This window comes from Protofrankia sp. Cj5 (assembly GCF_917627405.1).
GTDB lineage: Bacteria > Actinomycetota > Actinomycetes > Frankiales > Frankiaceae > Protofrankia.
In genome coordinates, this window is the sequence record NZ_CAKJTO010000157.1 from 1 (window position 1) to 8,190 (window position 8,190).

The following is an 8,190-nucleotide window of genomic DNA, read 5'->3' on the forward strand; positions in this document are numbered from 1 at the left end:
ACGAGGCTCCGGCAATAGGGGTGTGGATCAAAGAGCGGGGCTGGGGTGCGTGCATCGCGCGGCGACGGATGGGCTGCGGCGAGATGCACGCCGCAGCCCATCCGTCGCCGCGTCCCGGGTGCCCGCCGCTCCGGGTGCCCGTGCTCCAGACGCGACGCTGGGGCCGCACAACCGCGTTGTTGGCGTTACGCGGGGCCGCGGGGGAGATTTTTATGCCGAAGGCCGCGGCATGTCAGCACGAAACGTACATGCGTTGAGCCTGTTTTGAATCTTCTGTCCAGGCGATCCACGCCCAGCCGGTCGCTGGCTTCGCTGCCGGCCGAACCGATGGGGCGCATCCGCTGCCGGTTCGGCCTTCGGCCTTGCCAGGAAGCACCTGGACGCGGCTCGCCGGCCGAACCCAAGACTCAAAACAAGCTCTTTGGCGCGCGCCGATCGCGGTTGACGCGGACGGGCATTGACTGATGACTATTGGCGGCTGCTGAGTGCATGCGGTTTTGAGTACATGGGGTTTGAGCGGTCGAGCAGCTGAGAATGGTACCGCGCGCTTCGCGATCCCGCGGGCACCGGCCATCGCTTTGCGGCTTCCCGCGACACCACCCGGTCACGCTTCGCCGCGGGATCCTGCTTGTTGTCATCGGCCGGTTCCCAAGGGCAGTGCCGCATTCCTGCGCCGGCTTGTCGGGCCCGGCTCGGATGAGCCGCCCCCTGACCGAGTTTTCTGGCGCTAGCACGGTTGTGATCATTTTGTTTTTGGCGGACGAGCTTGAGATCCGCGACGGGCCTGTGGTAGCAATAACGCTCATTCCGCCATGCGATTATATTCACAGTTTTCAGGAGTCTGGTTTTTTTGTTGAACGTATATCTTTCGTCTTTGGTATCAAAACCGGACAATACGGCGTCGGCGACTCGAATCGATGCGCGACTGGTCGTGTGCGCACGCGGGTCGTGGCGGCTTTCCGGTGCGCTCCCGCGGCCTGTCAGGTCACGGCTTTTGGTGGGAAAAATATGATCTTACTAGGGCGTCGGAACGCGATGTCCCTGCTGGTTGCCGGGATGCTCGCTCTCGCCGGGGCTGCTTGCGGCACAGGGGCGGTGGCGAATAGTGAGACTACGGACGCGACACATGAGGCCGGCGGTAAGATCAGGACCGGTGTCGGCGTTTCGGATGATGTGATCACGCTCGGTGTGCTCACTGACCTGTCGGGAGTATTCAAAGGGCTTGCGAAGGATCTGACCGATGCGCAGCGACTTTACTGGGACCGGCGGAACTCCACCGGCGGTGTGTGCGACCGATACAGCGTCGTGCTCGACATCCGAGACCATGGATACGATACCGGCCGTGCGGTGGAGCTCTATGGCCAGCTGAAAGGAAAGGTTCTTGCGATTGAGCAGCTGCTTGGTTCGCCTATGGCGGTAAAGATCGGGCCTCTGATCGAGTCCGACAAGATTATAACAATGGCGGAGACATGGGCGCCGGCTCTCACGGACAACAGGTATTATTCGCTTATCGGCGCAACTTATGACATACAAATAATTAATGGGATCGACTATCTGCTCGGGCAGCAGAAGATCAAAGCTGGCGGCACGATCGGTCACATTTATCACGACAACGAGCTGGGCAGGAGCGCGCTGCTGGGTTCGGCCTATATGGCCAGACAGCATCAGCTCAGCCTGGTCGAGGAGAAGATCGATCCGAACAGGGCCGACATGACCGCGGCGGTGACCGCGCTCGCGGCCAGGAAGGTCAGCGCGATCCTGTTCACCGGCACACCGGCACAGACCGCGTCGGTAGCGAGTGCCGCGAGCCTCCTGGGACTGGACGTCCCGATTCTCGCCAGCAATGTGGGTTTTGTCCCCAGTCTGCTGACGGGGCCTGCCGGCTCCGCGTTGCGGAAGAACCTCTATCTGGCGATGCCGTCCGTCGGTTTTTCGGAGTCGAACGCGAGGGAGCTGCGGGAGGCTTTCGTCGCCACCCACGATCAGCAGTCGCCCACCATCGGCGCGGTGGACGGCTGGTCCGAGGCCATGGTGATGGATCAGCTTCTGGAGAAGGCTTGTAGCAACGGCGACCTGACCCGGGAGGGCCTGCTCGCCGCGAAGAGCAGCATGACCCGAGTCGAGACTGGTGGCCTTGTCCCACCGTTGGACTATTCGCAGCTCGGCGTCTCGCCGACGAAGGCGAGTTACGTTGGACGGGCCTCGGATGTGCCCGGGGGCATCACGATAGTGAGCGGTCCGACAGAAAGTGCTGATGCCGTGCGTTACAGCCGGCCGAAGTAGCCTCCGGGCGGCATCCGAAGGTTTCGCTGGACGTTCGGATGCCGCCCGGAGATACGGATTTCTGCCGGTCGTCGCCGACTATCAGTGATAGTCGGCGCAACTTCATCGATGGAATTCTTTCCAAACGGATTGGCATAAACACCGGCAAAGTTATGCTGATTCCGCTGATGGCTGGCAGCGGGCGCTGGATGATGTTTATCCAGCTGATCGATGACGGTCGGTTGGTTGACGTTCCGACCGGCGGATGATCCGGCCGGCAGGCCGGTCGCCATAAGCGCGCAAGGCGCGCCATGCGCGGGCCGGCCACCGGCCGCTTGTATTAAGTCTTGTATTAAGCGTGGTCACGGATCTCGGTTCGGCCCGCCGCGCGGGCGCAGTGCGCACAGCAGTAGAACTGTCCGTCTGTCTGGGCGCCATGCCCGGAGATTTTTACCCCGCAGTGATCGCAGATCGGCGCCATCGCGTGGATCGCGCATTCGAAGCTGTCGAACGTGTGCACCGCGCCCTGGACGTGTACCTCGAAGCTCATCTCGTAGTCATTGCCGCAAACCTCGCAATTGCTCATGCTGGCCTCCAGATGTCGTGCTCTCGCCGTTTCCATCCCCGCTGTTAGGCGGGTTCATAGGGAGCGTGCTGTACCGGCGGCCAGATCGCAGAACGTGTCCTCGGCGAGGCTGCTTGCACGCAAAAAGGGGAAATCCTCGGCAGGTGTTCAACGTCGGTACAGCGGCCCGGCGGCCCGGGGGTGCCTGCCGGGCGTGCGGGCCATGCCGATGGATGAGCGCCAGCGGCCCGGCGGGCCGGGGGCGCCTGGCTACTGCGGCCGGCCGTCCGCGACCACTGAGGACGAGATCGTTCTTGATCGTTACCGGCTCCGCATCCGGTACGCGTGGTACCGCCGCGTCACGATCGCGATCGCTCTTTCGGGGCTGGCACCAATGCGCGAGCGGCGGCGGGATGCGATCGTCAGTTGGTGCCGCCCACCGTGCTGATCGTTGATGATCATGCGGATTTCCGTGCGGTCGCGCGGGTGCTTGTCACCCGCGGCGGCTTCCAGGTCGTCGGGGAGGCCGCCACCGGCGGTGAGGCGTTGGCGGCGGCGGCGCGGCTGCGCCCACAGGTCGTGTTGCTCGACGTGGGGCTGCCTGACATCGATGGGTTCACGGTCAGCCGTGAGCTTGTCCGGCTCGACCCGACAGTCAAGATCGTGTTGTGCTCGGTGCGCGGGCGGGGGGACTACGGCCCGCAGGTCGACACCTGCGGAGCGGGTGGCTTCCTGACAAAGTCGCGGCTGTCGGCGGAGTCCTTCACCAGCGTCGTCGCCGCATGCTGACAACCGCGACGGTCGGCCGCCCGTCGCGTTGCCGGCGGCCGCTCACCGCTGGGCTCGCAGATAGGTCAGGACGGCCAGGACCCGACGGTGATTGTCGGGTTCGGGCGGCAGGTCCAGGCGGGTGAAGATGCTACGGACGTGTGCCTCGACGGTCTTGTGGGTGATGAACATCCGCTCGCTGATGGCCCGGTTGGAGCGGCCTTCGGCCATCAATGCCAGGACTTCGTGTTCGCGTTCGCTCAGGGTGGCGAGCGGGTCGGTTCGCCGCCGGTTGCGCAGCATCAGCGCCACGACGTCCGGGTCGAGCGCGCAGCCCCCGGCGGCGACCCGCCGCAGCGCCTCCACGAAACCGGCCGGGCCGGTCACCCGTTCTTTGAGCAGGTAGCCCACGCCGCGGGCGCTACCGCCGAACAGGGCCGGCAGGTGGTGGGACTCCAGATACTGGGAGAGCAGCAGGACACCGACCTGTGGATGGTCCCGGCGCAGCGCGACCGCGGCGTCCAGGCCTTCGGTGCGGTGGTCCGGCGGCATGCGGATGTCGACTACGGCGAGGTCGGGGCGGGCCGTGGCGACCGCGTCTACCAGGCTGGTCGGATCGCCGACCTGTGCCACGACCTCGAAATCGTTGCGCCGCAACAGTCCGGCGATCGCCTCCCGGATGAGCACGGCGTCGTCGGCCAGCACCACCCGGATCGCGCCGGGCGGCCGGGACGGCGCGCCAGCGGGTCGTACAGCCGGCGGGCCGGTCATCGGGCTTGCCGGCGGGTCGGTCATCGGGCCGGTCATCGCCGGCCGGGCGCGGGAATGACGGCGGTGATCGACGTGCCCTCACCGAGAGCACTCTGTACCGTTAGCTGGCCGTTCAGCGCGGTCACCCGGTCCCGTAGGCCACGCAGGCCGGTTCCGTCGTCGAGGTTGGCTCCGCCGAGCCCGTCGTCGACGATGCCGACCCGTAGCTGGTCATCCCGGTGTTCCATCGTCACGCGGATCCGTCCGGCGCCCGCGTGTTTGAAGGCGTTGGTCAATGCCTCGGCGACGACGAAGTAGCCGGTCGCCTCGACCGCCGCGTCCAGCCGGGGCAGGTCGGTGGGCGCGGTGTCGACGTCGACCGGCGCCGGGGCCCGTGCCGCGAGCTCCGCGACGGCGGGTAACAGTCCGGCGTCGGTGAGGATGGCCGGGTGGATGCCGCGGGCCAGCGCGCGCAGCTCGGCCATGGCGGCGTCGAGCCCGGCGGTGCCGCTGGCCAGCAGTCCGGCTGCGGCGTCGTCGATCTTCCCGTCGAGGTGTTGCTGGAGCAGCCGTAACGTCAGGGTGGCCGTGACCAGCCGTTGCTGCGCGCCGTCGTGCAGGTCCCGTTCGAGCCGGCGCCGTTCGGTGTCGGCGGCGGCGACGATGCGCAGCCGGGAGGCCCGTACCTCGGCGAGCTGTGCCCGCACCTCGGCCGCGAGCCGCTGGTTGTCCAGCGCCAGCCCGGCCGCGGCCGTCACCGCCGCCAGGATGTGCGGGTCTTCCCGTAGCGCCGGGTCGTGGAGCAGGGCGGCGACCCGCCGCCCGTCGCGTTCCACGAGCCTGACGTCGCGCGCTTGGCCGGGGCCGGGGAGCGTCACCACCGCGCCGTCCGCGTCGACGAACTCGCTGGTGTCCGCACGCCAGTAGGCGACCTGCAGGGAGGGGTCGCCCAGCGCCCGTGCCAACGCCCCGCGCAGCTCGGCGGCCGGCCGCGGTTCGGTCAGCCCGGCCAGCAGGTCCCCGACCGCGGTCCGGCCGAGGCGCACGCGCAGCACGCCCGCCAGGAAACCCAGCGGCAGCAGGCAGAACGCTGCCATGTACACCCACAGGAACAGCTGCCGCACCGGGTGCGGCAGATCAAGGGCTCCGTCAAGGACCGTCACACCGCCGCCTACCAGGCCGGTCACGAACACCGGCGCAAGGACCCGGCGCAGCGGGGGTCCGGCCGTCATCCACCGGCGTACCAGCATGGCCGTCACCGCCAGGGCCACGGCCGCGCCGGTGATCTCCTCCGCTTGTTGCAGCGCGTCGGACCACGCCCGGTTGTCCGTCACCATCAGCAGGTTCGATCGGACGCCGTACCGGGTTGGTGGAGCGTAGAACAACGTCCGGACCAGCGGCAGCCCGAACACGACGGCGTAGGCGGCACCGGCGAGCGCACGTTCGCCCCGGGACGCCAGGGCGCCCGTCGGGAACGCCAGCACGAGGTGGGCGGCGAAGCCGCTCGACGCCATGGTGAGCAGGAAACCGGCGGAATACACCCAGCCGGTGCGTGACAGCTGCACGTCCTCGGCGAACAGCCCGATCCCGACTGCGACCATCAGGCTTCCCACCCGGTTGGCGGGCCGGCGGTAATGCGCCAGCACCCCCGCGCCGACGAACTCCATCCCGCCGACACAGCCCACCACCGTGGTGGCCAGCGGGTGGGTGCCGTCCCGCAGCTTGAACATCAGCACGGCCACCCCGAGCACGACCCCGCACGCTGCCAGGACATACACCCACGTCCCGTCGGCGTGGTGACTGCCCGCACGCGTGTGTGAAGGCCGGCCGACGACGGTGCCCGCCGTCCCCTCGACGCTCACACAGTGATCGTTTCAGCGCACTGCGCACCAGTCAACGACGAATACGGCTCTGAGGCAGGTCAAGAAGCCGACAGCCCGCGCGCGAGCGAGGACACGCAGCGGTCGGACACCACCCGTGTCATGCCCGGTTGTTGTGGATCGTCAGCTCGATGTGGGCGCGCACCGGCCAGGCATCCGGGGAGCGGACGAGGTCGACGATGTGCAGGTAGCCGGGGTCGGCTTCGTTCGCTTTCGGTGGGACGTCGAAGGTGTCCGTCTGCTGCCAGGGGTCGTCGTCGTCCGCCTTGAGGCGGGCCCGGCAGGTCACCCGGATGGACCGGTCGGGTTGGATCTCCAGGTCGCAGCTGTACTCGGCGTTGCCCCAGTCATCGACCCGCTGCGGCGGCGCGTTGACGGTCCGCCGCAGGCTGTGTTCGCGCTGCTGGGCGAAGGCGGGGTTGTCCGGCGGGAAGTAGTCGAGGCCGAGGTAGACGACCTCGGGCTGCACGTCCGGATGGTCCCACCAGTCCGTGCCGATGGCGTACCGGTTGACGAGGTCCATGTGCGCACCGATGATCACTTCGCGGCGGGAGTCCGGCGGCTCGTGCAGCTCGAAGTCCAGCTGCACGGCGCCGCCGAGGGGCAGCCGCACCGGCCGGCCGGGCGCGGTCAGCCACAGGCCGCTGACCGGATGGCGATAGGTCGCCTCGGCCCAGTAGAGACCCTCGGGCAGCCCCTCCCGTGAGTACGTTCCGCCCTGCCCGGTGCGCAGCTTCCGGCTGCCGATCCTGACCCTGGCGTGGGCCACCCCCTGACCCTGGAAGGTCACTGTGCCGTAGACGGCGCAGCTGCCGAGGGACAGCGTCCACACGCTCGGGGGCGGTGCCGCGTCCGTCCACTCCGGTGGTTTGAGCCGGATACGGTCGTTGGAGCCGTACAGGCCGTGGACGACTTGGTCGTCCTCGTAGGTCGGCGGCGCCCAGAAGGCGACGATGTCGTCCGGGCTGACGGTGTAGCCCTCGCCCGGCGACGTCCACTGGTCGCTGTCCTTCGCCGTCCACTGGCAGTCGTCGTTCGCCAGCGCGTTGCACATCTGGTTGGCGACGTCGCTCGGCATGTCTGTGAGGATCACAACGAGCCGCCTCAGCAGCTCGGAACTGATGCCGAGCAGGAGGGCGGCCTGCGGCACGGTGAAGACGCTGAGCAGCTTGAGCAGGCTCCAGATGCTGTGCGCCGGCCCGTCGGTGCCGATGAGCTGGTCGAGCTGGGCGTTCAGATCGGTGGCGTCGGCGATCTCGTCCAGGACGTCGGTGCGGAGCCGGTCGTACAGCCACTTCGCCGCGTCCAGCCGCTCCTGCGGGCGGTAGAAGTACAGGCCGTCCCGTGTCGACGGGTTGATCTCATCTGTCAACGGGTGACGGACGAAGTAGGAGGGGCAGCCCGCGCGGTCATCGTCGCGGTGCTTCCGGTCCGGCCGGCCGTCGAGAATGATCCGCGGCGCTGGCGGGGTGCTGGCGGTCGCGCGGATGTTCGCGGCCTGGACCGCCAGCCAGACGAAACTCGAGCAGACCATCGCCCGGGTCGACGGTGTCGGCACCGCAGGCCGCCGTCCGATGCATGGGCTGGCGGTGTCCGGGATGGTCGTTTCCAGTGTGACGACGCCGTTGTAGGTGTCGTCGAGCCCGATCTCGGCGCGGGTGTAGGCGTAGAAGCGGTAGTGCCCGCGCAGCGCCTTCGCCGCGTCCGCGACCCGCTCGAGCGCGTCACGGACCCGGTCGGTCTCCCACTGCTGGCACGGTTTCACCACCAGCGGCCAGACGATGTCCATCCGGCGGCTGCCGTCGGGCTGGTCCACCGGCAGCCAGGCCGGGGTGAGCGTGATCGCGTCGATGAAGTAGGCCCGGCCGCTGTGCGGGTCATACTCCGCCCACGCCGGGTCGGGGGCGGTCTTGCCGTCGGTATCCGTGACCGTGGGGCGCTCGTGCGAGGCCGCGTAGACTCGCT

General features: G+C 68.0%; 8 protein-coding genes. 4 read left to right on the plus strand and 4 right to left on the minus strand.

Annotated features, from left to right (window positions below; all coding sequences use genetic code 11):
- From MJ777_RS21240 to MJ777_RS21250, 3 genes are all read left to right on the plus strand, one after another.
- The coding region (locus MJ777_RS21240) for a hypothetical protein (protein WP_239377577.1) at positions 1-257 on the plus strand (257 nt) is incomplete at its 5' end.
- Positions 258-1,008: 751 nt separating this feature from the next.
- Positions 1,009-2,283, plus strand: a complete 1,275-nt coding sequence (locus MJ777_RS21245; protein WP_239308771.1) for an ABC transporter substrate-binding protein — start codon at positions 1,009-1,011, stop codon at positions 2,281-2,283.
- Positions 2,284-2,321: 38 nt separating this feature from the next.
- Positions 2,322-2,531, plus strand: coding sequence for a hypothetical protein (locus MJ777_RS21250; RefSeq protein WP_239308772.1), 210 nt, complete (start codon positions 2,322-2,324; stop codon positions 2,529-2,531).
- A gap of 83 nt (positions 2,532-2,614) precedes the next feature.
- On the opposite strand, the gene MJ777_RS21255 is transcribed toward MJ777_RS21250, so the two are convergent.
- Entirely contained in the window at positions 2,615-2,848 is a 234-nt protein-coding gene (locus tag MJ777_RS21255; RefSeq protein ID WP_239308773.1) for a hypothetical protein, read from the minus strand.
- A gap of 408 nt (positions 2,849-3,256) precedes the next feature.
- Here MJ777_RS21255 and MJ777_RS21260 point away from each other — a divergent pair, with 408 nt between their 5' ends.
- Positions 3,257-3,616, plus strand: a complete 360-nt coding sequence (locus tag MJ777_RS21260; protein ID WP_239308798.1) for a response regulator transcription factor — start codon at positions 3,257-3,259, stop codon at positions 3,614-3,616.
- Positions 3,617-3,658: 42 nt separating this feature from the next.
- Here the strand turns inward: MJ777_RS21260 and MJ777_RS21265 are convergent, their stop codons facing one another.
- The 3 genes from MJ777_RS21265 to MJ777_RS21275 form a co-directional block, all read right to left on the minus strand.
- Positions 3,659-4,390, minus strand: coding sequence for a response regulator transcription factor (locus tag MJ777_RS21265; RefSeq protein ID WP_370652803.1), 732 nt, complete (start codon positions 4,388-4,390; stop codon positions 3,659-3,661).
- Positions 4,391-4,398: 8 nt separating this feature from the next.
- Positions 4,399-6,207, minus strand: coding sequence for a sensor histidine kinase (locus MJ777_RS21270; RefSeq protein ID WP_239377578.1), 1,809 nt, complete (start codon positions 6,205-6,207; stop codon positions 4,399-4,401).
- Between the two features lie 118 nt (positions 6,208-6,325).
- On the minus strand, positions 6,326-8,190 hold a 1,865-nt coding region (locus MJ777_RS21275; RefSeq protein WP_239377579.1), incomplete at its 5' end, for a carboxypeptidase-like regulatory domain-containing protein.